The following is a 24342-nucleotide window of genomic DNA, read 5'->3' as shown; positions in this document are numbered from 1 at the left end:
CTTTATTTCTTTATGATGCAACGCTAATGGCACGCCATAAGCATTGCTCAATATCTTCTAAAAATTCAATCGTTGGCTCAATTTCCTCTGCTAGAATCTGTTTATGAAGCTGAACGAACGCTCCAAATACAATGGATAAAATCGTTCTCCCTGAAAGATTTGGATGAATTCCATCCTTTTTGCCTTCTTCAAAAATATGAAATAGCTCATTTAATAGCTGCTGCATCTTCTCTTTACTTGTCTCATCTAAATAGTGTGAGCGTTTGTCAATTTCTAAGAAGTACAGACCACTTGGATTCTCTTTCGTAAAGAGCACTAAGCAGTAAAAGACATGTTTGAAATAAGCCCTGATACTTGCTTTAGGGTCTGGACTGTTTGTATTCACCTTGTCGATAAATGCAGTCAGGCTTCGCTGGTATAAAATGTTCACAAGAGCCTCTTTACTATCAAAATAACGATAAATGGTTCCTGCTCCAACATTGGCTCTTTTCGAAATCATCGGCATCGTTGTACCGTCAAAACCCCGTTCAATAAATAAGTCCAGAGAAGCCTTCATAATCTGCTCCTGTTTATCAGTAGTTGCTGCGGGCATTTCATCCTCTCCTTTCGTTATATCAGGAATGAACGTTCATTCCGTTTAATGTATATTATATTAATATTTTTAAATTCTCTATTTATACTAAAACATACTTATTTTTATCCGTCACCACATTTTCTGAAAATAATAATAATTGAGAAATGATACCTAGAGAGATGACATCCAAACGACTTATAAATATTGGCATTTTTGTGACGCGCGGGTGTCGTCTGTATTATATGTTCATTCTTGGTCAATTGGAGAATGGATGTGATCGTCATATGTATCAATATATAAACTGCCATTACTTGAACGAACCGCATAAACAATGTCTTTTAAAGACAGCTGCCTATTTTGAATTTCTTCATATATCCACTGCTCAGTTAATTGGTTTTCATGGAGGTTTTTCAAAATGAGCTTTCCGTCCATAATGACTTCAATGGGCATGTAACGATCTACCTGCATCCACAGGTTAAGATCTTTTCGCGTGACATGATCAAATGAAGGGTATTTTTTCACTGACATATGCCCATCTGTTTCAATCATTGCAAATTCAACTTCACTAATGTCAAACACATTCTTTTCTCTGAGCTGTTGATTTAAATAATCCAGTGTATACCTCATTCCTTTCATATTCTCTTCAAGGATTTTGCCATTTTGAATCACAAGCGTTGGTTTACCGGCCATAAATCCTCTCACATTCCGGCTTCTTAAAGCAAGTAAAGAAATCACATAAATAATGATCACAAGTGTCACAAAAGATATGGTTGTGTGATGAAGCGGAAGCGTAGTATTAAACGCCAGGTTCGCTGCAATTGAACCTAGACTGATCGCTGCAATGAAATCAAAAATATTCATTTGCGCAATGGTTTGCTTTCCAAGAAGACGAGCACCGCCGAATAAAATAGCAAAAGCAAACATGGTTCGAAGAATGACTTCAATATGATCTGGCATTTCAGCTTCCACCTTTCGATTTCATGAAAAAAAGCCTTTTCTTTAGAAAAGACTCTTTGTTAGACTATGCATTTATTCCATCATTATTCAAATGGGCCGCTTCCGTTTGCTCAAATTGTGAACGCAGCTCAATGATTGAGTAGTTTCTCACGTTTACTGGATCTTGCTCGAGCAGCCATGTATAAAATCTTGCTTGCTCTGTTGTTTGCAAAGCCTGCATATATTTTTGGGTGGAGCGCTTGTCTGCAACACGCTGTTTAATGGATCGCATTTGCTTCCAAAATTGATAATAAGGAAGCTTTAACTTGGTCATAAAGCCGCTGTTATCCTCAATGACATATCCTTCTTCTTTGATTGTGTCATCATGTGATACAGATTGATACCATTTATAGAAAGAGGTCCAATCATGAAACACTGCCACTTTCTGTTTGCACCGCATGCCAAGCTGTTCACTGAGCCTTTTCACTTCAGCAAATGGTTCTTTTTCATAGCTCAGCTGACGCTTCACGATATCTAGTAAAATGAGTTGATCATGATCATATGTGATAATATGCGGATCTTTCTCTGGCAAAATGACTTCAAATACAAGGGATACATGGTTGTCACGTACGTATGATTTGATGTAATCGACCTGTACCTCGTCAAAGGTCGCATAAAATAGCTCTTCGACCCAAGCAGCATGCTGATTTTGCTTCACATGTGACGTATACGATTTGGACGTAAACACCAGTTCATCTGTTATTTCGTTAAACCCAACCGTGCCTAAGTATCCATTTGCTTTATCATAGACCGTCACAGGAAATCGAAGATGATTCACTAAATGATGCATTCTTGTTTCAGGACGTTCATCAATATTAAAGAACTTATTATAACTTCTAGACACAATTTGCTTTGAAGTCATATTGATAAACAAACCTCTTGCTTTGACATTTATTTCATCCCATTGTCTTTCACTAAAAGCTTTTTTGGTGAAATTAAAAGATGAAATATCGTGTGGCAGCTTTAATTCCTGTACATATTCATGCTGATCTAAATGGGCTAAAAAATCATCCAGCGTCAAATTGGGCTGAACAAAGACCGGTTGCTTGTTTTCAGAAGCTCTGTAGACAGGATTGTCAATTTCATGTGTCTCAATCCCGCCTGCTGTGATTTTTAACACACGCAGCTGTCCGCCAAATTCAACCTGACCTTCGAGATTATAAGATCTTTCCGCCGCTTGGATAGGCAGTCTATATAAATTGCGATGACCGTGAATTTGAATGATATCTAATCCAGAAGTGTTTTGCACAAATAAGTGATCAATGTCATCTGAATATTCACCTACTCCGTGAATAAGCTGCTGCGCTGAGACATGCAGAAGCTCTTCTGGCAAATGAGCAAGCCCACCATGCGTGACAAGAAATGTCTGACCATGATACGTAAAATAGGTGAGCTGATGAAATGTTCTGACAAACTTCCTTAATTCTTTTAGGTCAAAACCTGCTTCCGCAATTTCAGGCGCAGTATGACGGTTAAACATATTACTTCTCACTTTTTCTTCATGTGCATATTTGTAAAGATGCTGGTCATGATTTCCTTCAATTACGATCACATTGCGGCATTCTCTATGTGCCAGCATCCATTCTAAAACTTCCTTGTTTTCTATTCCTCTATCAAGCAAATCACCTGCAAAGATATAAAGCTCGTTTTCTTTCAAGTCTCCTTGCAAATAAGTATTTAGAGCTGTGAAACAGCCGTGAATATCACCGAAGACGTGAATGGCCTCATACTGATCAAAAGACCTGGGCTGATAAGTCATAATGGCTGGATATTCCTCAGGCGTCAAAACGGTTACCCATGAAGGCACCTTCTCTGTCTTTAACCGTTCATTCATTTGATATAACACAGATTCCTTCACTACTTTGTGCGGCTCTCGACTGCGATTTTGCAGCAGGGCTGTTTCAAGAGGCACTTGCGTAAAATCGACGACATACACTCTATAGCGGTATGAAGTAGCTAATGACTTATACTGCGAAATGGACTTACTTGTGACATGTGTTGCATCAATGACAGTAAAGTCTCCTCGTTCCATCCGGGCTGTGAGGAGTTCAAATAATAAAGACCAGACTTTATGATCATGTTTGCTTGAAATTTCCGGTTTCCCATTGACTGATAACTGCGGAGGCTGGGTTAACAGACGGATCTGATCCGCTGATAATGTATATGGTTCTAAGCCTTGTTCTTTGATCCAAGTTGATTTACCCGCACCTGGGAGACCTCGTAAAAGGACTAAAGTTCTCATAATGGTTCTCCTTTAATGAGTGATATTTTACCTATTATAGATAAATTATGGATAAATCTCAATCTTTTATTTAATATGGTAATATATAGATATCAAAAGGAGGGGTTACATATTATTAAAGAGAGTGCTGCATTCAATATTGGGGATATCGTATTCCAAGTATTTTCTCTTCTATTCATCGCATTGATCGTGACCATCATTGTGATTGCCATTCGAATGATAAGAAGAAAACAAGTGGAATTAAAGAAAGTAGAGGCTAGATTAAACAAAGTAATTGAAAAAAATCATTTAAAAGAGTAAAAATCCGGGAGTTAACCGGATTTTTTTGTTTTCATCACGATCCCTTGTCGCTGCTGCATCAAAAAGAAAAAGACACCTAAAAGGACAAGTAGACCACCGAACATTTGCAGCAGTGTGACTTTCTCTCCAAGCAGTAAAACAGCGAGTATCGTTGCCCCAACAGGTTCGCCTAGAATACTCATTGAAATAGTTGTCGCATTCACATAGGTTAACAGCCAGTTATTAATCACATGGGACATGGTAGGAATAATGGCGAGAAGTAAAAAAATCCCCCATTCTTTACCCGAATAGCCTACAAAAGGCGTTTGCTGTACAAGGTTAAATAAAATTAAAAAAAGGCCGGCAAAACCAAATACACAAAAACTATAAATCCAATGAGATATCTTTCTCACAGCTTGTTGACCGATTAATAAATAACAAACAACTGCGATTACACTGAAAAAGGATAAAATGTCTCCTATAATGGCGTCTTGGCTATGTCCAATATCCCCCCATCCAATCATGAGCGCACCAACAATCGCCGCACACATTGTGAAAATGGCTGACTTCGTTGTTCGTTCACGAAAAATGAGAAATCCGCCTAATAATGACACCATCGGCTGAAGTGCAATGATGATCGTCGAGCTTGCCACTGTGGTGAGCTTCAATGAGCCGAACCACAAAACAAAATGGAGTCCTAAAAAGAAACCTGACATACATAAAAAAAAACAGTCTCTACGCTTTAACGAGACAAACTCTTTTTGACGCGGCAGAATAAACGGAAGCATCAAAACCGCCGCAAATATCATTCGATACATACTTAAAATAGCAGCAGGCGCACTAGACCACTTCACAATAATGGCCGAAAACGAAATCGCAATGATTGAGATCACAAGCGGCACCGCAATTGACTTCTTTGGAGCATTTGTCTTCATTTCCATTAGCAGCTTCCTTTACAATCAGCAGTAGATGAGTTTCTCATCTTGTATGACGTCATCTTACTATGACTATTCGCCTAGATCAAGGTGAATTTTTAGAATGTTTACATAAAAAAAGCTTTCTTCACGAAAGCCCTTATTCATCATCTATTAATACATACACAGCCCGCACCGGACCATGAACACCAACGACTAAATTCATTTCAATATCAGCAGAATTACTTGGACCTGATATAAAATGAATGGCGCCTTTCGTCTGCTCTCCTTCTTCTACTAGGCGATGAAGAGCTGAAACAGCATGAATCATCCGCGGGACAATTGTGCTTTTTTCAATACATACGATATACATCATCGGTAAAAAATGAAGTGCTCTCCCTTGACCTTGATGGGAGGAAAGAACAACCGTTCCGGATTCTGCAAGTGTGTAATCACTGAATACCACTGCATATTTCGCTTGTTCTGCCTGCCTTATATTTTCTTCTCTTGATGTATCTGCATTCCAGCTAGTGACTGAGATTCCTTCTTTCCGCCAGGCTTGAAACATAGGATGACATTCATATTGTGCAAAACGTCTATCGCTCGAAGTCATCACAGGACCTTCTCCATACTCTTTCATCAATAATCGTAATGTTAAGGGTACTTCTTTTGGCTTTGTTTCTACCACTCTCGTATGAATTTGCTGACATTGCACCTTCAATTGCTCCACCAATTCTTCTTTCGACAGACCTTCATTTGTTTCCCAATTGACTCGATGCTTCCAAGCCGGACGCCGAATAGATGCAGGCTTGGAGGAGCTTTTGCCTAATTGTTGCTGGATATGTGCTAAAAATGGATCTCGATGAGAAATGATTCCTTTCATTGCCGCTCCTCCTTTTGTTTTTTTTTAAACCAATCCCGAAACCTTTCTTTGCTTGGCGCCGGGAGGTCACGAATTTCTGTCCAATTCTTTAAAGGGCCCGCACCTTTTGAAATCTGTCCGTTTGAAGCCATACGTTTCAAGAGCAAAGGGGCTGCTTTTGTTCCAAATCGATACATTCTAGGAGTGGATACGCCCATTCCGAACATTTTCATTGCCATCATTTCCGCTTTAGGCGCTCTCCCCTCTTTTTCAACGATGACTTGTCGATGTTTGATTAATAATTCGTGAAGTGGAATTTTCACTGGACAAGCATCTGTACAGGCTGCGCACAAACTTGAGGCGAAAGGAAGCTCTTGGTAGTCATCATAGCCGCCAAGAAGCGGCGAAAGAACAGCGCCAATCGGACCCGGGTAAATCGATCCGTACGAATGACCGCCAACATGCCGATAAACGGGGCACACATTGATACAGGCTGCACACCGAATACATTGCAAAACTGGCTGAAATTCCGTCCCTAATATATTTGACCGTCCGTTATCCACAATGACCAAATGGAACTCTTCTGGCCCATCGACCTCTCCTTCTCCTTTTGGTCCCACGACAGAGATATAGCTTGTTAACTTTTGACCGACTGCGCTTCTGCACAATAGACCGACAAGGACATCGAGCTCCTCCATCGTTGGTACAAGCCGCTCCATCCCCATGACTGCGATATGTGTCTTTGGAATGGACGTGACAAGATCCGCATTCCCTTCATTCGTCACAAGACAAATCGATCCTGTGTCAGCCACAGCAAAGTTACAGCCCGTCACACCAATATCTGCTTCAAGAAATTTTTCTCGTAACAAAGCTCTTACAAATTTGGTCATTTCTTCAGGAGTCTCTGACATATCATATCCAAGCTTTTCGTGAAAAACTTCCCGTATTTGTTCTTTGGTCATATGAAGGGCTGGTGCCACGATATGTGAAGGTGGTTCATGGTCATCAACTTGGAGAATATATTCTCCAAGATCGCTTTCAACTACCTCGCAGCCAATCTCTTCTAGCGCTTGATTCATTTCAATTTCTTCTGTGACCATTGATTTTGATTTCACGATCTTTTTTGCTGCTTTTTTTTGTGCTACATCTTGAATGTACGCCGATGCCTCTTCCTTTGTTTTTGCAAAAAACACATGACCTCCACGTTTACTCACGCTCTCGCTTAATTGATATAAATAGTCATCAAGATGGGTGAGCGTATGCTGCCTGATCTCCTCCCCAAGTTCACGCCACTTTTCCCAATTTCCAAGCTCTTCACTTGCAGTCATCCGCCTTTTATACAGACGCTCCTGTGCCGATGAAACAGCTCCTCTCATCACAGCGTCTTCTAATCCTTCGCCGATCCGCTCTTTAAATGCCTTCTCTCCAATTTTCATACTCATGTGCCGTTCCCCCTCTTAGCTTCAGCGGCTATTCAACACTTCTGCGATATGCATCACTTTGACTGGCTTATGAAGACGATTCAGCCTTCCTCCGATATTCAGCAGACATCCACAGTCAGCACCAATGATATATTCAGCGCCTGTCTCCTCTATACTCTGTACTTTTTCATCGACCATTTGCTCAGAAATGGATGTCATTTTGATTGAAAAGGTTCCTCCGAATCCGCAGCAATTTTCAGCGCGAGGCAATGGTTCCATCACCAAATCTTTGACATTTGACAACAGTGTGAAAGGCGCTTCCTTAATTCTAAGCAGTCTCGTCATATGGCAGGAGGTATGATAGGTGGCTTTTCCTTTCAGACTCGCGCCTACATCTGTTACATGTAATATATCAACAATAAATTCCGTTAATTCATATGTTTTCGCAGCAAGTGCCCGAGCTCGGGCAAACCACGCTCGGTCTTCTTTAAAAAGATGCGGATATTCTAAAAACATGGCCTTACAAGAACCTGATGGTGCGACGACATATTCAGCTGATTCAAAGGCTTTGATCATATTTTTGGCCGCTTTGATTGTTTCTTTTGTATAGCCGCTGTTAAAGGCGGGCTGCCCGCAGCACACTTGTGCTTCAGGGAATGCCACTTCAACACCAAGCCGCTCTAACACCTCAACAGTCGCCTTTCCTACATGTGGCTGCATAGTGTCAATTAAACAGGTGACAAATAAACTGACTCTCATCGGCGAACTTCCTTTCTTTTGCTGCACCTTGATTTATGTCTGGTCATCTGATGACTAAATAATGGACCTTTATTTCATTTTAATCCCAAATTTCTGAAATTTCAACGAACGGATATGTCTAAAATTTGGACATCCTGCTTGTGTAGATACATGAAAAAACGCCCTTTTACAGGGCGTTTTTTCATGTCAGCTTGTAGACAAAGTCTACAGGCTTTTTTGTATAATAAGGGTAATAACACTAATCTGTGGGGGATAAATATGTTATCGAAACGTGAAGAAGAAAGACGAAATCAATTAGAAGTAGTGGCTTTAGATGAATTAGTGCCTCAAGATCATCTTGTACGAAAAATTGATCAAGCGATCGACTTTGATTTCGTTTATGATCTTGTCAAAGATCATTATAGTTCTGACAATGGTAGACCAAGTGTTGATCCCGTTGTTCTCATTAAGATGGTCTTAATTCAATATCTATTTGGCATTCGCTCTATGCGGCAAACCATTAAAGAAATTGAAACCAACGTGGCTTATCGTTGGTTTATTGGATATGGATTTTCTGAGAAAATCCCGCACTTTTCTACCTTCGGTAAAAACTACGTGAGACGCTTCCATGATACAGATTTATTCGAACAAATTTTTTACCGAATCTTAAGAGAAGCGATGAAAAAAGGACTCGTTGACCCTTCTATTGCCTTCATTGACTCCACTCATGTAAAAGCGAATGCCAATAAGAAAAAACTTGAAAAGAAAATTGTTCGAGTAGAGACGAGAAGTTATCAAAATCAGCTTCATGAGGAGATCAATATTGACCGTGAAGAACATGGAAAAAAGCCTTTACCCCTACAGAATAAAGAAGAGACAAAAGAAATCAAGGTAAGTACGACTGATCCAGAGAGTGGCTACTATGTGAAGGATGAGCGAGAAAAATCATTTGCCTATTCATTTCATACGGCTTGTGATTCTAAAGGATTTATTTTAGGATCACTGGTCACTGGTGGAAATGTTCATGATAGTCGTATGTTGGATTCACTCGTATTAAAGGTGACAGAAAAAGTCGGAAAACCATTTGTAGTCGCAGTAGATGCAGGATATAAAACACCTTACATCGCTAAGTTTTTAATGGATCAAGAGATAAGACCTGTCATGCCTTACACTCGTCCAAGAACAAAAGCTGGTTATTTGAAAAAGAATGAATACGTGTATGATGCATATTTTGATTGTTACATTTGCCCCAACGGGCAAATTCTCTCTTATCGTACAACGACTAGAGAAGGCTATAAGCAATATGCGTCTGATTCAGAGGTATGTAAATCCTGCTCGTTTTTAAATAACTGTACACAAAGTCAAAATCACACCAAACAAATTCATCGGCATATTTGGCAGGACTATCTAGATGAAGCAGACCATCTGAGACTGACACAAATGAATAAAGACATTTATGCAAAACGGAAAGAAACAATAGAACGCGTTTTTGCGGATGCAAAAGAAAAGCATGGTATGCGTTGGACGAAACTTCGTGGACTCAAAAAAGTTTCAATGCAGGCGATGCTTACTTTCGCTGCCATGAATCTCAAAAAGCTAGCAAACTGGACATGGAAAGGACCATGTCCAGCCTAAGACAACAGATAAATTTTATCAAAATCAGTGAAAACCCCACTTTTACTTTAAGTAAAAGTGGGGTTTGTCTACGGTCTGACATGAAAAAACGCCCTTTTACAGGGCGTTTTTTCATGTTTAGTTTGACATCATTTCTCGTATTCTATCTTCAATAGGTGTTAAAGAGCGTCCTAATAGTTTTTCGAAGTCATGGCTTTCGACCGCTAATGCCCCATCGCGAATTCCGCTTTGCATCGCTTTGACAAATGGAACAGCTTCTTTCGGTACACCATTTGACGCTAAAAATTCTCCAAATGTATCTACATCCATATGCTCTACTTTGATTTCTTTCCCGCTCACTTTGCTGACCATTTGTGCAAGCTCAGTGTGTGTGCGAAGAGGTCCTGACAATTCATAGATTTCCTGATCATGTGCCGGGAGTGTTAACGCATTTGCTGCTGCTTCTGCATAGTCATTTCTTGTTGCCCAGCCGACTTTACCTTCACCAATTGGGCTGATAAATGGCGCTCCGTTCACTGATGCCAGAATCGTATCTTTTTCATTTTCCACATACCAATTGTTTCTTAAAAAAACATGGGGGATGCCAGAGGCCAAAATTGCTTCTTCTGTTTTTGCATGGTCATGTGCTAGGTTAAGCTGACTTTCTCTTGCATTGACAACACTTGTATAAGCAATAAATGACACATTCGCTGCTTTCGCTGCTTGGATCGCATTGATATGCTGCTTCACGCGATCTCCATCCCCAGACGAAATGATCAAAAGACGATCAATCCCTTGAAACGCTGATTGAAGTGTATCCGGCTGTGTGAAGTCTCCCTTGCGCACATCCACCCCAGCTTCCTTTAGATGTACTGCTTTTTGCGGATCTCGAACACTGACCGCCAATTGTTCAGCTGGTACTTTTGCGAGCAAATGTTTGACGACGAGCGATCCAAGTTGTCCTGTTGCACCTGTCACTAATATTGTCATTGATTTGACCTCCTCATTTTCGTTTAACGGTGATGTTTCTTGCATCAGATCATTCGTTATAATCAAAATGGTTACAACGAAGGGGTAAAAAAAGCTCCATGTATGAGCTTTTTCTACTCCGCCTCGATTAATAATTGCTTAATTGTCACTTGTTTTAGGTGACGCTCAAGTGCAGACTGTGCTTCTTTGAGTTCTTGCCGCAGTCTCGTATCCATCGCTTGACCAATTGGACATGCAATGACTGGTTGATGAAAGTTAAATAACTCTTCATCTGCGCTTACATCCACAGCCCGGTACACATCTAGCAGTGTGATGTCCTCTGCCGGTCTTTTTAAGGAAGCACCGCCAACTCCGCGGCGAATCTCAATGAGATCCGCCTTTTTGAGCATAGCCATCATTTTTCTAATAATGACAGGATTTGAATTGACACTTTCTGCAATAAAATCCCCTGTGCACTCTTTTGAAACACCTGCAATAAATGACAAAATATGAACAGCAATGGTATACCTGCTGCTAATTTGTTTCACAATCTTTCACCACCGTTGTAATCAATATAGTTACAATGAGTGGATTTGTCAATCAATAAACGGATGTTTCTTTCTTTCCCAGTCCTCAAATGTCATCATCTCATGATGTTTTGCTGCATCGATTTCTAGCGGTGCGATACATTCAAGCAGATTCCCATCGGGGTCAAGAAAGTAAATGGCGGCATGAAATTGTGGCGGATTATCGAGAACTAAAGGCTGCTGCTCTTCCGAAAAACCGAACATCGGATGAATGCTGATCCCTTTTTCTATCAGCCATTCTTTAATGTGCTCAATGCTGGATGTTTCCATTTGGAAGGCAACATGGCGAGTGGCTGGATGATATGGAACAGTGGACATGTCAACCTTCCAAAGGCCAAGCCAGCTCTTTCCTTTCTCAATCCATAAAAAGGCCACTCGTTCATTTTCATGAGCGAGAGTTAATTCCAATTTTTCAAAAAAAGAAATGGATGCCTTCAAATCAGTCACAGGTAAATGTGCTTCATACAACCCTTTCATCATCATTTCAATCACTCCTTTACTATCTTCTATTGTGCAGGAATTGAAAACATTCTTCCTCAGCAAAACGATGTATTTCAACCAAGCCATTGGATTGAGATGATTAAATGTTTGGTCAATTGCATATGAAGGAGTGTTCAATATGCCTTGGACAATGGAGGATTATCTAGCTTCATTTCAATCGTTAGACAAAGTCATTCGAAAAAAAGTACTTGAGATTGCCAACAAAATGGTGCAGGAAGGCTATAAAGAAGGTAGAGCGATTCCAATTGCGATCAATCAAGCAAAAGAGTGGAAAAAGAATGCGACGGAAAAAGAAATGGAGGACTTTGACTCTCATGGTTCTGTGACACCTTCTAAGAAAAGCAGCTCTGCACGACCAGAGCTCATGGACCATGCGCAGCATGTCGTGAAACATGATGAAGGCTGGGCAGTTCAAACTGAAAAAGCGAAGCGTGCAAGTGAGGTAAAAGAAACGAAACAGGAAGCCATCGACCGTGCGAAGGAGATTTCATCTAAAAAAGGAACAGCAGTTGTCATCCACCGAACAGACGGGACGATTCAGGATGTGGTGAAGCCAAAATAGACCGCCCTTTGGCAAGCGGTCTTTTCTTTATGCATTCTTTTCTTTTTTAGCGGGTGCTTTTCTTTTCTTAGGTGCTGCTTTTTTCGTTTTTGCCGGTTTTGATCGATCGATAGAAGCCTGCAAAGCGGCCATCAAATCGGTCACATTGGATGAAGCCTCTTTTTTACCTGTCGTATCTGGCTGAACAGTATGTTCTCCAGAGATTTTGTCTCCAATTACATTCATCAGCTGCTCTCTGTATTCATCCCGGTATGCGGCAGGATCAAATGTTGTTGTCAGCTGCTCGATTAAAAGGAGCGCTGTATCCAACTCCTTCTTTACGATGTTTTCCTCTTGCGGGATATTCGGGACGTCTGATACTTGTCTAATTTCGTCAGGGAAATGAATGGTTTCCATTAGTAAAATATGTTCGTAGCACCTAACAATCGCTAATTGCTCCTTTGAACGAATCATGATCTTGGCTACACCGATTTTCCCTGATTCTTGCAACGCTTTTCTTAATAATGAATAAGCCTTTGCTCCACCGGTATCTGGAGATAGAAAATAACTTCTTTCATAATAGATGGGATCGATTTCTTCTATCTTCACAAAATCAATGATTTCTACGGCTTTGTCTTCATTTTCTTTTCTCAGCCTTTCGAGTTCTTCCTCATCCAATTCAATGAATTTATTTTTGGCATACTCGTACGCTTTCACAATTTGCTCTGGCGCTACCTCCTCACCGCAGTTAGCACAAACCTTTTTGTAGTTAATCGGCGTATGGCATTCTTTATGAAGCTGTCTTAATTTAATATCTTTGTTTTCTGTAGCGGTAAACAGCTTGACTGGAATATTCACCAGTCCGAAGCTAATGCCACCCTTCCATACTGTATGCATCGTAACGCCTCCGTTCTTTTCTCCTTACTATGCAATGTTTTCATCTGAGTTATGTATGTTTATGAAAATTTCATCCCACTCTAAGAACACATGATGTAAGGAAGTGAAAAACACAATGAAACCGATGCGTTTAACGTCTGCACATGATATTCCTGTTGGAGCAGACTGGCTGTATGAATTAAAATATGACGGCTTCAGGGCCATTCTTATATGGGAAAAAGACACAATCTATTTAGAAAGCAGAGCGGGCAAACGATTAAACGAACAATTTCCTGAAGTCATTGATCAGTGCGAGCAAATAACGAAGCAGCTTGCACCTTTTTTACCGCTGACCCTAGATGGAGAATTGGTCTTTTTACTGAGTGAACAAGAAAGTGATTTTACAAAGGTTCAGCAAAGAGGCCGTCTGAAAAACACAGAAACCATTCAACGCCAGGCTAAGCGGTTCCCATGTCATTTCATTGCATTTGATTTATTGAGATGCAAAGGGAAATCCCTCGTTGATTTACCGCTGATAGAAAGAAAAGCTGAGCTGCATGAGGTGTTCCAAGCTGCAAATCTTCCTCCCTCCGTTCAGCTGAATCACCCCTCTCTTCTTCAAATCATCCAAACCGATAGCAGCCCTGATTATATGAAAAAAATCATGCTGACCTATTTAGCGGAAGGATTAGTTGCTAAAAAGAAGATGAGTAAATGGCAAGAGCATACCCGCTCGAAAGATTGGCTCAAAATTAAAAATTGGCGGTATGTATCGGTCATCGTGACCCGTTTTGATAAAGACAATGGCTATTTTCAAGGATGTCTTTATCAAGAAACGAATCTCATAGAGGTTGTCCAATTTAAGCATGGTTTTTCTAAAGAAGAAGAACAAACCCTGCGCACCTTATTCCTAACCAAAGGTCAAATGACAGGAGCTTCACAATATGAAATCCCGCCATCTATTGTCGCAAAGATTGCCTGTATCGCTTTTGATGGATCAGCTTTAAGAGAGCCCCGGTTTTCTTCGTTTTTATTCGATGCAGATCCAGCAGCGTGTACCTTTCAGCACATGCTCAAACAGCTTTATCCGCTCCCTGCTATGATTGACGTCACCCACCCAGAGAAACCGGTTGTACCTGCCCTTCATATCACAAAGGCAGATTACTTACTTTATTTGAGACAAGCCGCTCCCTATTTATTACCCTTTTTACGTGAAAGACGTCTTACGTTAATTCGCTTCCCTCATGGCACTCGTGGAGAATCTTTTTATCAAAAGGCAACGCCCGATTATGCGCCTGATTTTGTTGAGACAGATCAAGCGCACGATATTTCATACACAATCTGTAATGATCCTAACACGTTGCTTTGGCTAGGTAACCAGCTGGCGATGGAATTTCATATTCCTTTTGAAACGAGAGATACAGATCGGCCTGTAGAAATTGTATTTGATTTAGATCCGCCATCTGTTAAAGAGTTTCACTTAGCAATAGAAGCAGCCAAACGAATCAAGGTCATTTTAGATGGACTCTTTCTCACCGCATTTATTAAAACAAGTGGTGGGAAAGGACTGCAAGTTTATATCCCATTGAAGAAAAATGCCTTCACATATGAACAAACTAGACAATTCACTGCGTTCATCTGCCAATTTTTATGTGAACAAGCACCCGAGCTGTTTACGCTAGAGCGTCTAAAGAAAAACCGCGGCAATCGTTTATATTTAGACTACCTTCAACATGATGCTGGAAAAACGATCATCGCCCCCTATTCCCCGAGAGGAAACGAGCTTGGACTTGTTGCAACACCGATTGAATGGGAAGAATTGAATAGCGAAGAATGTCACCCTTCTTTATTTACGATGCCGGCTGTTATGAAGCGTCTAAAGGAAAAAGGCGATCCATTCCGGCAAATGAGGCACCATGTGAATGATGATTGTTTTCGACAAGTTTTATATCAGCTGCAGGACATTTTACCAGCTCATAAAATGGACATACGCGGTCATTAAGCGTTACACTTATTCATCAGAGAGAAAGAAAGGGATGACCATTTTGACCGCACACACAATACGAAACATTGCGCTGATTTTCTTATGCCTTACCGCAGGGATAGTAGATGTTATTGGCTATTTAAGCCTAGGGCATGTGTTTACAGCGAATATGACGGGAAATATTGTACTGCTTGGCATTGCAGCAGGCAGTTCATTACAGTTAACCGCTCTTCATTCTATCACTGCACTTAGCGGATTTCTTCTAGGTGTTTTACTAGCTGTTGTCATAGGTGGAAAACACGAAAAAACATTTTGGCCAAAAGCCGTTACACGCATCTTTTTCATAGAAGTCATCATCTTGCTTCTATTTGCTCTTATGACCATTTTTCCTTCTACACAAGATGCTTATTTTATGCTGATTATCCTTTTAAGTATGGCGATGGGCATGCAAACGGCGGCCGCACGTAAATTAAATGTCGCTGGCATTTCTACTATAGTTCTAACTAGTACACTTGCTAACCTATTTGAAGACTTGGTCCAGCGCTTATCAAATCGAGAAAAAAGAAAAGCTCCTATTCAGCATGTGAGCTTGCTGCGAATCGGTTCTATTGTCTTTTACTGTCTAGGAGCGGCTTTAGCTGCGTATACAGATACTTACGATCCGTTTATCATCATTTGGCTGCCTATTTGCATCCTAGGAGTTATTGTGATCACGTCTACATTCAAGCACTTTCACCAATTGAAATAGCCAATCTTTAGATGGCTATTTCAATCACTGTGATGAAACACTAATAACTTCTGACATAAAAACCAGGAGGACGCCCCATAATGAACGTGGAGCCATATGGAGAATAGCCAGAAAATGTCCCATATCCCCCATATCCAGGGTAACCTCCTAAGCCCGAGAACACGCCAGGGCTCACATAATACCCGCCAAAGCCAATATGAGGTCCCACTGCTCCGCCGCCAAAACCGCCGCCATGAAAGCCTCCATACACCCGTGGATCCATACAATCACCTGCCTTCAACTTACACTTCATCTCATCATATGCGTGACAAATGGAGCGGTGTTCCCTCTTTTGTAACAATTTCTATGTACAATAGACCAATTTGATAAAATTTGAATGAAAAGTCCTGCAAAAAATTAAATTAAGCAAAGAAAGGTGACCTTTTTAACTTGTTGCTCTGCCCTATGTTTATTTAGAATAATGGAGCAGGTAACAAATTTGCACACCCCCTTTGTTGCGAATTCTTCTTATTAAACGTTCTTGCAGCGTTTAATAAGAAGAGCCTATTTTCACCCATATAAAAAACCCTTGCTGATGATCATCAACAAGGGCGAGATATGATTGGGTGATTAACCACCAATGATTTTTTCTGCTACTTCGAAAGAACCCGCTACATTTTCAGTTAAAACAGCCGCAGCGACCGCTAAACCCACAACGAATAATACTTTTAATCCTGTTTTCATCTTATATCAACCCCATTCTTTTCATATGTAAATCCGCTTCTAAACTTTTATTCAAGTAAAAAACAGACTGCTCATAAAGTGCTTGCTTTTCACAATACTTTGCAGAAAAGTGAGAAAGCTCTTTCACTTCATGATATTCATTCTTTTCTTCTAACTTTCTTAATTTCTCATCAATTTGCTGAAATCTTTGTGGTACATTCGTTAAGTAAAGATCATGTACGATGCCTATTTTGAGCTGAAACACTTCATGAGAAGCATCTTTCATTCGGGCATATGCAGCCTCAATATACTGGCTTGCACGCTGCTTTTCACCAATCACACAGAGTTCCCGGCTGATCAGATACGTAGAATGGAAAAAGAAATCTGAATCATAATACTCTTGATGAGACAATGCTTTTTCAAGATGTCGTATAGATTCTTTCGGTTTATTCCAAAATGAATATAAAATGGCCACATTATGGTGGTGCTGAGCCAGCATAAAATCATCATGTTCGCTAGTTAACACCTCTTCCGCCATACGATAATTCTCAAGCGCTTCTTCGTACCGGCCAATCTCTGTAAGGTTGGCTGCAATAAGAGAATATGAAAGTGCAGTTCTTCTTTCATAGTGCTTGTGACGTTTATAGACGTGCAGAGCCCTGCGAATATAACTTAATGAAAGCATGATATGACTCAGGCGATAGTAAAGCCACGCGATCTTAAAATCGAAATCAGCGCGTTCGATTTCACTTGGAATTTTATCTAAGAGCTTTTCCGCACTTTGATACATCTGTAATGCAACCTCATAATTCCCCTGATGCTGTTCATACACACCCTCATAAAAATCAAAATAGTAAGCAAGGCGATTAGATAAATCATCATCTTTTTTCCCATAATGACCTTCTATACTTTTCGTTGAAACATTGCCTTTTTGCCCTCTTAAATTGTACATCAGAATGTGATGCCTTTTCTCAAGAAGAGAATAATACATGAGGATATCAGCATCATCAATTTCCTCTACTGCTTGTTTCGCTTTAGCAAATAGCCGTTCTGCCTCATCTGCATGATCTTTTTTGATTTCCATGTTCCAGTCATTTAATAGTGATGCCAATTCCGCCACAGGAACTTTGCTCATTCTACACCCCCAATCACCTTCAGCTACACCACATGATTTCACTAAATATGGAACTTCTATTAGCAATTGCTAATTCGTCCATTTGACATCATTTTAATATGAATCACTTGAATCTTCAATAACTGATTCCTTTGTTATTGCGTTTCTTTCTCCTAGTCAATGATGTATACACTAAAAATTCCGTCTTTTTTCTTCCAAAAGATACGGTTGAATTGAAAAAAGCCCTTATTGGGCTTTTTGGATTTATTCCATTGACTATTTTGTGCGATGGCCCTGAATCATGAGCACTGCTTTTCATTTTTCAAGTTTCTCTATATAATATGAACAAGAACTTCCGTGCCTCAGTAGCTCTAGAAGGGAAGAGCGCCGTAAAACAATTGTAGCTAGCGGGTCGCAAGGCAAGGGTTTCAGAAGCACCGAAAAGCAAATGAGCTGAGACAGGTGAAACTCCTGTCGGTGAAATTCCGTAGGGAAGCGTGTTGCCCCCTAGCCTATGCTTACGAAAGGAGTGCGGGTTCGAATCCCGTCTGAGGCTTGATGAATATGGAGGATGAAAACAATGCAGGTTTTTGAAGAATATGTAAGCAATATCGGTCATCCAGAGCTGAAACAGCGCATGCAAGACATCTTACAATGGATTGAAGACACATTTCCTCAATTAGAGCCAAGAATTGCATGGAATCAGCCCATGTTCACAGATCACGGGACGTTTATTATTGGGTTTAGTGTTGCAAAACATCACATTTCTGTCGCACCAGAAGGAAAAGGAATTGATCACTTTTCAGCTGAAATTGTACAAGCTGGTTATGATCATGGAAAAAAGATGTTTCGCATGAAAGAAAGCTTCCCCATTGATTATCCTCTACTTAAAAAAATCATTGAATTTAATATTGAAGACAAAGCGGATTGTTCAACGTTTTGGCGAAAATAATAAACACCCCGATCTGATTTCATAACAGATTGGGGTGTTTTTTCGTGGACTTACATTTTATTTGGTTCTCTCTCCTGTCCATTTCTGCTCCACCCATTCATAACACGACAGAAGTACATTTACGCCCTTTTGGAATAGCGGCAAATAAACAACCGTTACCGCCGTTAAACAGGCGATCACAGCACCTGCCAACACATCAAATGGATAATGAACACCTACCCAAATCCTTGAAAATCCTACAGCGCAGGCAATGAAAAGCCAATAAATATGACGCTTGTGGAAAAGCCAAAAGACCATACAAATGGAAAAAATAAAAATGGTGTGATCACTCGGAAAAGAGTTATTCACTTCCTTTTCGATTAAAAGATTAACTTGATTCAATTCTGCAAAGGGTTGCTGATTGGAATAAAAGATCCCAGCGATTTTCCCTAGCATCTCTGCCAAGATAAAGGTCAACCCAGCAGATATCATCATCCACCTGTTTCTTCTCCTCCGGTTTTGAAACCACATGATCAAAACCATGATCGCAATGAACATCACTGAATGTTCAGCCAACCCAATAAGAACTGGATTTAAGACATCGTGATTCATACTAAGCTGATTAATCGACCGAAATACCCGTTCATTAAACTCCTGCATCTCATTTCATTCCTTTTGCTTCGTTTAGGAAAAGGATAAATGAAAAAAGAAGACCGTGACATCGATCGAGCGAACAAAATAAAGGGATCATCTCACATTTTTGTCACTTCGTTGTCATTCGGATACCAAGAAACAAAGCACTATTTAGAATGATACTGCTCCCATTCTTTTTTCAGCAAAGCATATTGATAGGTGTTTTCATATTTAGGGGTGCCATCCTCATTTGTAGTAAATGAAACAAACTCAAGAAAGAAGCCTTCTTTCCTCATACCTAAACGTTCGCATAATGTTTGAGATCGATCATTGTCATCCTCTACATATGCATATAAACGCCTTGCTCCTTTATTGACAAATAGATATGACAAGAGCGCTTCAGCACTTTCACGGGCATATCCCTTTCCTTCATATGACGCATGAAAATTTCAGCCAATCGAATACGTGTCCGGTTCATCTTTTAAATGAAACAATTCACCGATAATCAACTGACTTTCTTTTAAACAAACCGCCATATAAGAGTGATCTGCTTTTCTTTTTTGCACCTTAGCGACCGCTTCTTCTAATGTAGAGATTTGATCATCCAGAAAACAATTCACTCTTGGTTGAGACAAGTATGCAAGCATTCCGGGTGCATCTTCATCACGAAATGGTCTAAGAATTAAACGATTTGTTTCTATTTTATCCATAAGACTCTCCTTACTGTATCTTCTTTATCTTTCACTATTTTAGATGACATGCACTGTTTTTGACAATTTGATCGTATAGACTACTCCATTTTTTAAAGCCCAAGCGCATTTTGCAATGAAATAATGTCTTCAATACTGCTATAATAGAACATAAGTTTGTATTTTGTTGAAAAGGGATGACTTAAAATGATTAAAACGGTAGAAGGCAACATCTTAGAGGCAAAAGAAGACATCATCTGTCATCAGGTGAACTGTAAGGGTGTCATGGGAGCAGGGTTAGCAAAGCAGATCAAAAGCAAATATCCAAATGTGTATAAAGACTATAAACGGTTATGTGCAGAACAAGGAGATGATTTATTAAGCTCCGTTCAGCTCATCACAACGAGCGACGGAAAAACCATTGCCAACTTATTCGCCCAAGTTGGATACGGAAGAAAAACAAAACAAACGGATGACGACGCGTTACGCAGCTGCTTTGAACATCTAAAACAGACAGTGACAAATCCAAATGAAGAGAATCCCCTTCATTCTATCGCCTTTCCTTATGGGATCGGCTGCGGCTTGGCAGGTGGCGATTGGACGGTTGTTCGAGAGATGATGGAAGAGGTCCTTGGTGAGTGTGAAGTGACGGTTTATCGGTTTAAATAGGTGAAATGAGAAATTCTAGAGTGAATAAGAGCACCCTTTCTGCTTGGAATGAGTGCTCTTATTATGTTCTCTAGTCTGTATTTCTTTAATATTCTCAGAACGATTTTTACTTCAAAGTAGAAAGGTACTTTTCTAAATGTTTTTTACTCGAATTGCTTTTAGGTATAATGCCTAGATGATTATATTTCCAAATAGTTTTTCTTTCATGAGGGTTTGTATTCGAAAGGTCATCATAATTAAACTCTATATTTAAATATCCTGTTTCATCAATTATCATTGTAAAATTTGTCCAAGGTGCTTGACCACTTTGTTCAAACACTCTCCCAAGTTCTTGGATGTAGTCGACTAATTGATGCCACCTTTCTTTGTATTCATGTTCACTCACTTCAAACAATTCAGTTATCTCATGACTATATACCGGCTTACTATCATTTTCTTCAGGTAAAAAATAAAAGTAAGCAGTCTGTGAACCTTCAACTACCTCACCATATAAATAGACCTTTTTCCACTTGACCGGTATGGTTTCCACTACAACATCAACTATCAGCTTATATACATATTCTAGTTCTTCTTCTTTCATTACTTTTTACCTCCATACACATTATCAAATCGTCTGATTTCCCATTCATCATCACCGATTTTATACTTAATATCAAAAGTTTCAGGACGTAGAGAATCAGCCTTATAGTTAGGAGTTATTTTCACTTTAACTTCATCACCATTTTGAAGAGCATCAGCCCAAGTGTTCTCAAGTTTTTTCCATTCACCTTTGTTTAAATTTCCATTCATTGGAACAAGATTATCAATATCGCCTGACCCTTTGAAAATTGACGCAATTAAATGTCCACCATCATCATCCAGTAATCTGTCCGGCTTACCTGAATTGGATTGAGCATATTGATTTCTTTTGACCTCTCCATATTTTAAATCACTTGCTTCGACTTTGACAATGCGTCCGTAGTGATCTGTTGTGTAGGTGTAACCTTGCTTTGTTGAATAAACGACATTCGGTTTTAATACCTTTTTGCGTTTCCACCGCACACAGTGATCTCCGTAACTGACAACGGTCGGTGGTGATTTGGGTGCTGGTAATCTTCTGCCTGTCTGAGAGATTCCGTATCCTGAATTGTTGTCTAGTCGCTTTGCCATGGAGAGAAGTTTATTTTTGAGATTTTCTCCGTCAAACACGTTATAAGGGAGTTTCCCTCCACCTGCTAGTTGAAACTTTGGTGAATATGGCAATAGATTCGGAATAGAGACTCTATTTAATGATTTTGCTCCTTGTTCAAGGCCTTTCTTCACTGTTGTATTGGCCGCTGTTGTCCCTGTTTTTGTGATGACTCCTGCACCTTTAGAACCAAAGACAATTTCTACTAGAGAACCAGTCGCATATGCGAACCAGTGTGATCTCGAGTAGGCATCACCTTCAATGACCTCTTTTTGGAATGAATCAGAAATAGATTTTCCAATCGCTTTCGATGTTTCAATTGGATGTGAAACAGCTGTCACAACTGTCTCTCGTTTGGTTAATTTCTAAAAAGGACGTAATTTCATTGGTTAATAGAGCTACTTTTAAAGCGACCTCGGAGGTATTCTACCGATACTTAGTGTTATTCTCTTTGAAAAATCCTACTTCCTTTTTCTGCTCGTTGAAAAACTCTTTTCTGCTGACTTATCTCACTGTCTCTTCCTTTCAGCCAATGAATCTAGTGGTAAAGAAAAAGCTCCTCCAATTTGCGGCTTTTTCCTGATGGTTCCTTTTTCATAAATGAAAACCACTTGTTGGCCATTTGCGAAGTAAAACTTCATTATCAAATTTCCCTCATTTCTTTCTTAAGGATAGTGCAAAAACAAATATTGTTATCTTTTAAAGATTCCTTATTTTTCATGAACTAATTCTGTAATTCCTCTAATAATCCATTTTGATATGTGGTAAATATAGCAAGAGTGTGATTTTATCCCTTACTTTACCATTGCAAACTTTTAATAACGCCGAATGGCAAGAATAAATAAAGAGTTGGATTGATTATATGCTCCATGGCACAACTATTTTCCAAATTTTATTTTCTATCTATACCGCAGTTATTTCATTTGGAATAGACAGTTTCCCAGCAAAGTAAATTTGTAAGATAGATAAAAAATATTCTTACCCTAAAATTTATAAATTCGACTAACACTAGTGCGAAAAGCACTAGTGTTAACTGACTTACTTATTTTTGTTCAAGTTTAAGCTAAACAACTTACCCTTACAATATCTCCTCTAATATCTGATTGGAAATTAATTCCTCCATTAAACACCCATCTACCATTTATATAATTCAGATTAGCTGTGTCAGGATGCCCTCCTGCAGTAACAGTAATTTGTAAGCCATTAATATTTTGAAACTCAAACGATGCTTCCTGAGTAAATAGTAATAGTGTGCTCGGTTTTCCATCCACCACCCAAGTTTGCTGTTGATGAACATTGCTTAAATTATCACAAAGTAGCCTCATTTTTTATTCCTCCTCTAATAATGACTCTAATAATGATTATTTTTTCACAAATTCAGTATAGGAAGTGAAACTCTTTTGGTGTTATGTTTAAAAACCATGTGGTGCTTCCTGTAAGCTTTTATATAACATGTTATATGCTTTAATATTTTTAGGGACTATACTGTCTACATTGTTATTGGTTTCTTCATGAGCTTTTTTATCATCTTCAATCTGTTTTATCAAATCTTCACGAAGAGCTTTTTCCATGCCTATATTTTTCAACATCTGATCCACAGTACTTCTATCCAAATCTTTGTAATTGATAAGAGATTTTTTCGCAACATATACAATTGCATTTTGTGCTTCATCTACTACTCCAAAACTTTTTAAATCATAAGTCCAAACACTTAGATCAATTCTAACGGGCACAAATGATTCTTCTTGTTTACCTGGAATAGCAGCTTTACCGTCTAAAGCAATAAGATAAGTATCTTCCTGACTAGAGGATCCACTTGCATTTCCTAAAACCGTGTCTAAAACTGTTTTTACCATGTTACTTAAAGCTTTTTTCCAATTCTCTTCAGCACGCTCAAATAATAAACTTAAACCCTGATCAATGCCATCAGCAGGTCCTGAAGAAGCCATAACATGAACCGAGTTTTGTGTTAATAATGCGCTTCCAGGGGGGATTTCATTGTTAACAAGCGCAGACTTCATTCTTTCTTTCATTGAATTTTCCATATTTTCTTTCTTTGATTCTGAAAGAGCTACTAACATTTGAAGTGAAGCCATTATTTTCTTTGATACTTCATCTTGCTTTTTTCCAATTTCATCAATCGCCTTATTTACCATTGACATAGAACTACCTCCTGTATTTTAAATTTTTTAATATTTAACACTCAATTTCTTTTACACCATTTCGACATTAATAAAAAACCCCTACGATGTTTTCTTTCTTAAAATTTCGAATTAGTAAATATTAGAATCCCCCTCTTTCCAATCCATATCGAGAAGTTTTACAATTTGAAGTGGAATTCCCTTGCCGGCCATCAACTATAATCCTTCTCTTCTCATACTCTTCTCTTAAAACGTTGCGAATATACAAAAAAAAATAAAGATGCAAAATTGTTAAAATTGTTAAAATTTTTTAAAAATATTTAATTTTAATATTTTTAAAAATCTAAACAAAAAAACCCTCGATCTAAGGGGTTAAAAAAGGTGATGATTGTCATCGTTTCTTGATTTAATTATTAATTCGAAATGGTTTTTCTATTTGGCGGGAAATG

Annotated in this window: 25 protein-coding genes and 1 pseudogene; 7 read left to right on the top strand and 19 right to left on the bottom strand. The window is 39.2% G+C overall.

Annotated features, from left to right (window positions below):
• Positions 1-10: 10 nt before the first annotated feature.
• The 3 genes from NST57_RS09465 to NST57_RS09455 form a co-directional block, all read right to left on the bottom strand.
• Positions 11-592, bottom strand: a complete 582-nt coding sequence (locus tag NST57_RS09465; protein ID WP_007499369.1) for a TetR/AcrR family transcriptional regulator — start codon at positions 590-592, stop codon at positions 11-13.
• Positions 593-820: 228 nt separating this feature from the next.
• A complete protein-coding gene (locus NST57_RS09460; protein WP_341298445.1) occupies positions 821-1531 on the bottom strand; it encodes a DUF421 domain-containing protein in 711 nt (236 codons plus the stop codon).
• Between the two features lie 64 nt (positions 1532-1595).
• Positions 1596-3812, bottom strand: a complete 2217-nt coding sequence (locus NST57_RS09455; RefSeq protein ID WP_341298444.1) for an RNA ligase — start codon at positions 3810-3812, stop codon at positions 1596-1598.
• Positions 3813-3827: 15 nt separating this feature from the next.
• Here NST57_RS09455 and NST57_RS09450 point away from each other — a divergent pair, with 15 nt between their 5' ends.
• Positions 3828-4112, top strand: coding sequence for a hypothetical protein (locus tag NST57_RS09450; protein WP_341298443.1), 285 nt, complete (start codon positions 3828-3830; stop codon positions 4110-4112).
• 11 nt (positions 4113-4123) lie between these two features.
• Here NST57_RS09450 and NST57_RS09445 read toward each other — a convergent pair whose 3' ends face one another.
• The 4 genes from NST57_RS09445 to NST57_RS09430 form a co-directional block, all read right to left on the bottom strand.
• On the bottom strand, positions 4124-5032 hold the full coding sequence (locus tag NST57_RS09445) for a DMT family transporter (protein WP_341298442.1): 909 nt from the start codon (positions 5030-5032) through the stop codon (positions 4124-4126).
• Positions 5033-5165: 133 nt separating this feature from the next.
• The gene (locus tag NST57_RS09440) at positions 5166-5888 is read right to left on the bottom strand and encodes a LutC/YkgG family protein (protein WP_341298441.1); all 723 of its coding nucleotides are present in this window, start codon (positions 5886-5888) and stop codon (positions 5166-5168) included.
• On the bottom strand, positions 5885-7309 hold the full coding sequence (locus NST57_RS09435) for a LutB/LldF family L-lactate oxidation iron-sulfur protein (RefSeq protein WP_341298440.1): 1425 nt from the start codon (positions 7307-7309) through the stop codon (positions 5885-5887). The genes NST57_RS09440 and NST57_RS09435 overlap by 4 nt, the downstream gene beginning before the upstream one ends.
• A gap of 21 nt (positions 7310-7330) precedes the next feature.
• Complete coding sequence (locus NST57_RS09430; protein ID WP_341298439.1) at positions 7331-8047, bottom strand: (Fe-S)-binding protein; 717 nt, start codon at positions 8045-8047, stop codon at positions 7331-7333.
• Between the two features lie 258 nt (positions 8048-8305).
• On the opposite strand from NST57_RS09430, the gene NST57_RS09425 reads away from it, so the two are divergent.
• Positions 8306-9661: an IS1182 family transposase gene (locus tag NST57_RS09425; RefSeq protein WP_142154945.1), complete on the top strand. Its 1356-nt coding sequence runs from the start codon at positions 8306-8308 to the stop codon at positions 9659-9661.
• Between the two features lie 117 nt (positions 9662-9778).
• On the opposite strand, the gene NST57_RS09420 is transcribed toward NST57_RS09425, so the two are convergent.
• The 3 genes from NST57_RS09420 to NST57_RS09410 form a co-directional block, all read right to left on the bottom strand.
• Entirely contained in the window at positions 9779-10630 is an 852-nt protein-coding gene (locus tag NST57_RS09420; RefSeq protein WP_341298438.1) for an SDR family oxidoreductase, read from the bottom strand.
• 113 nt (positions 10631-10743) lie between these two features.
• Positions 10744-11157, bottom strand: coding sequence for an Rrf2 family transcriptional regulator (locus NST57_RS09415; RefSeq protein WP_341298437.1), 414 nt, complete (start codon positions 11155-11157; stop codon positions 10744-10746).
• Between the two features lie 48 nt (positions 11158-11205).
• Positions 11206-11679: a VOC family protein gene (locus NST57_RS09410; protein ID WP_341298436.1), complete on the bottom strand. Its 474-nt coding sequence runs from the start codon at positions 11677-11679 to the stop codon at positions 11206-11208.
• Between the two features lie 136 nt (positions 11680-11815).
• Here NST57_RS09410 and NST57_RS09405 point away from each other — a divergent pair, with 136 nt between their 5' ends.
• Positions 11816-12259: a DUF2188 domain-containing protein gene (locus NST57_RS09405; RefSeq protein ID WP_341298435.1), complete on the top strand. Its 444-nt coding sequence runs from the start codon at positions 11816-11818 to the stop codon at positions 12257-12259.
• Positions 12260-12286: 27 nt separating this feature from the next.
• Here NST57_RS09405 and ku read toward each other — a convergent pair whose 3' ends face one another.
• Positions 12287-13135: a non-homologous end joining protein Ku gene (gene ku, locus NST57_RS09400; RefSeq protein WP_341298434.1), complete on the bottom strand. Its 849-nt coding sequence runs from the start codon at positions 13133-13135 to the stop codon at positions 12287-12289.
• Positions 13136-13250: 115 nt separating this feature from the next.
• Between ku and NST57_RS09395 the strand changes: the two genes are divergently transcribed.
• Positions 13251-15116 carry a DNA ligase D gene (locus tag NST57_RS09395; protein WP_341298433.1) on the top strand — a complete coding sequence of 622 codons (1866 nt, stop codon included), beginning with the start codon at positions 13251-13253 and terminating at the stop codon, positions 15114-15116.
• Between the two features lie 34 nt (positions 15117-15150).
• The gene (locus tag NST57_RS09390; RefSeq protein WP_341298432.1) at positions 15151-15846 is read left to right on the top strand and encodes a YoaK family protein; all 696 of its coding nucleotides are present in this window, start codon (positions 15151-15153) and stop codon (positions 15844-15846) included.
• Between the two features lie 40 nt (positions 15847-15886).
• Here NST57_RS09390 and NST57_RS09385 read toward each other — a convergent pair whose 3' ends face one another.
• Positions 15887-16108: a hypothetical protein gene (locus tag NST57_RS09385; RefSeq protein ID WP_142155155.1), complete on the bottom strand. Its 222-nt coding sequence runs from the start codon at positions 16106-16108 to the stop codon at positions 15887-15889.
• A gap of 462 nt (positions 16109-16570) precedes the next feature.
• Positions 16571-17683, bottom strand: a complete 1113-nt coding sequence (locus tag NST57_RS09380; protein ID WP_341298431.1) for a response regulator aspartate phosphatase — start codon at positions 17681-17683, stop codon at positions 16571-16573.
• A gap of 559 nt (positions 17684-18242) precedes the next feature.
• Between NST57_RS09380 and NST57_RS09375 the strand changes: the two genes are divergently transcribed.
• The gene (locus NST57_RS09375) at positions 18243-18614 is read left to right on the top strand and encodes an iron chaperone (protein WP_341298430.1); all 372 of its coding nucleotides are present in this window, start codon (positions 18243-18245) and stop codon (positions 18612-18614) included.
• Positions 18615-18671: 57 nt separating this feature from the next.
• Here NST57_RS09375 and NST57_RS09370 read toward each other — a convergent pair whose 3' ends face one another.
• On the bottom strand, positions 18672-19253 hold the full coding sequence (locus tag NST57_RS09370; RefSeq protein ID WP_142155152.1) for a phosphatase PAP2 family protein: 582 nt from the start codon (positions 19251-19253) through the stop codon (positions 18672-18674).
• A gap of 140 nt (positions 19254-19393) precedes the next feature.
• Positions 19394-19936, bottom strand: a pseudogene (locus tag NST57_RS09365) (GNAT family N-acetyltransferase).
• 186 nt (positions 19937-20122) lie between these two features.
• Between NST57_RS09365 and NST57_RS09360 the strand changes: the two are divergent.
• Positions 20123-20584: a macro domain-containing protein gene (locus NST57_RS09360; protein WP_142155151.1), complete on the top strand. Its 462-nt coding sequence runs from the start codon at positions 20123-20125 to the stop codon at positions 20582-20584.
• A 106-nt stretch (positions 20585-20690) separates the two neighbouring features.
• Here NST57_RS09360 and NST57_RS09355 read toward each other — a convergent pair whose 3' ends face one another.
• The 4 genes from NST57_RS09355 to NST57_RS09340 form a co-directional block, all read right to left on the bottom strand.
• Positions 20691-21164: an antitoxin YezG family protein gene (locus NST57_RS09355; protein ID WP_341298429.1), complete on the bottom strand. Its 474-nt coding sequence runs from the start codon at positions 21162-21164 to the stop codon at positions 20691-20693.
• Positions 21164-22093: a DNA/RNA non-specific endonuclease gene (locus tag NST57_RS09350; protein ID WP_341298428.1), complete on the bottom strand. Its 930-nt coding sequence runs from the start codon at positions 22091-22093 to the stop codon at positions 21164-21166. Before NST57_RS09350 ends, NST57_RS09355 begins: the two co-directional genes overlap by 1 nt.
• Positions 22094-22810: 717 nt before the next feature.
• Complete coding sequence (locus NST57_RS09345) at positions 22811-23077, bottom strand: hypothetical protein (protein ID WP_142155149.1); 267 nt, start codon at positions 23075-23077, stop codon at positions 22811-22813.
• Between the two features lie 87 nt (positions 23078-23164).
• On the bottom strand, positions 23165-23914 hold the full coding sequence (locus tag NST57_RS09340) for a hypothetical protein (protein WP_142155148.1): 750 nt from the start codon (positions 23912-23914) through the stop codon (positions 23165-23167).
• Between the last annotated feature and the right edge of the window lie 428 nt (positions 23915-24342).

The sequence above is a fragment of the Bacillus sp. FSL M8-0077 genome, assembly GCF_038050255.1.
GTDB lineage: Bacteria > Bacillota > Bacilli > Bacillales > Bacillaceae > Bacillus > Bacillus altitudinis.
The sequence above is the reverse complement of the archived record's forward strand: the minus strand, read 5'-3'. Positions and strand labels throughout refer to the sequence as shown.